This window comes from Streptomyces hilarionis, from assembly GCF_024539675.1.
In the GTDB taxonomy this organism is placed as follows: domain Bacteria; phylum Actinomycetota; class Actinomycetes; order Streptomycetales; family Streptomycetaceae; genus Streptomyces; species Streptomyces hilarionis.
On record NZ_JAHHIT010000445.1, the window covers coordinates 1 to 449 of the forward strand.

Here is a 449-nt window from a genome sequence, read left to right on the forward strand (position 1 = left end):
GAGCTTGAATGCCGTCGCGCAAATCCATTTTGGTGGATCCGCTGGCCAGCCAATAGGCTCCAGCGATTTCGTCCTCAGACGCGGTTTCGAGCCACATGAGAACATCGAGGTAATCGTTCGAGCGCTGCGCATTTGTGTTGTCCATTACTTCGGTCCTCAGAGGTCCATTTCATCGCGTGCGGAATCGACCAGCGAGCGGCATAGTTCGGCCCTTCGCATGTAGGTCAAGCCGTTGCCAGGCCAGATCGAGGCGGCGGCCTCGTAAAGTTCCGCGGCTGAATACCACTTCTTGTGCAGTTCTGCCAACCGCGCAGCGGATTGCAGTGCATGGCAGGAACGTTCGGCTTTGCTTTGAGTGAGGTCACGAAAGTGCATTTGTGGATCTCCTTCACTGATTTCCCGGGGCGGTTGCCGCCGCTTGTCCTAGGAAGATAAAGCGCCCCGTCAGG

Annotated in this window: 1 protein-coding gene; it reads right to left on the bottom strand. The window is 57.0% G+C overall.

Going from position 1 to position 449, the window contains the following annotated elements:
• Positions 1–156: 156 nt before the first annotated feature.
• The gene (locus tag KMS84_RS43900) at positions 157–375 is read right to left on the bottom strand and encodes a hypothetical protein (RefSeq protein WP_169882217.1); all 219 of its coding nucleotides are present in this window, start codon (positions 373–375) and stop codon (positions 157–159) included.
• Between the last annotated feature and the right edge of the window lie 74 nt (positions 376–449).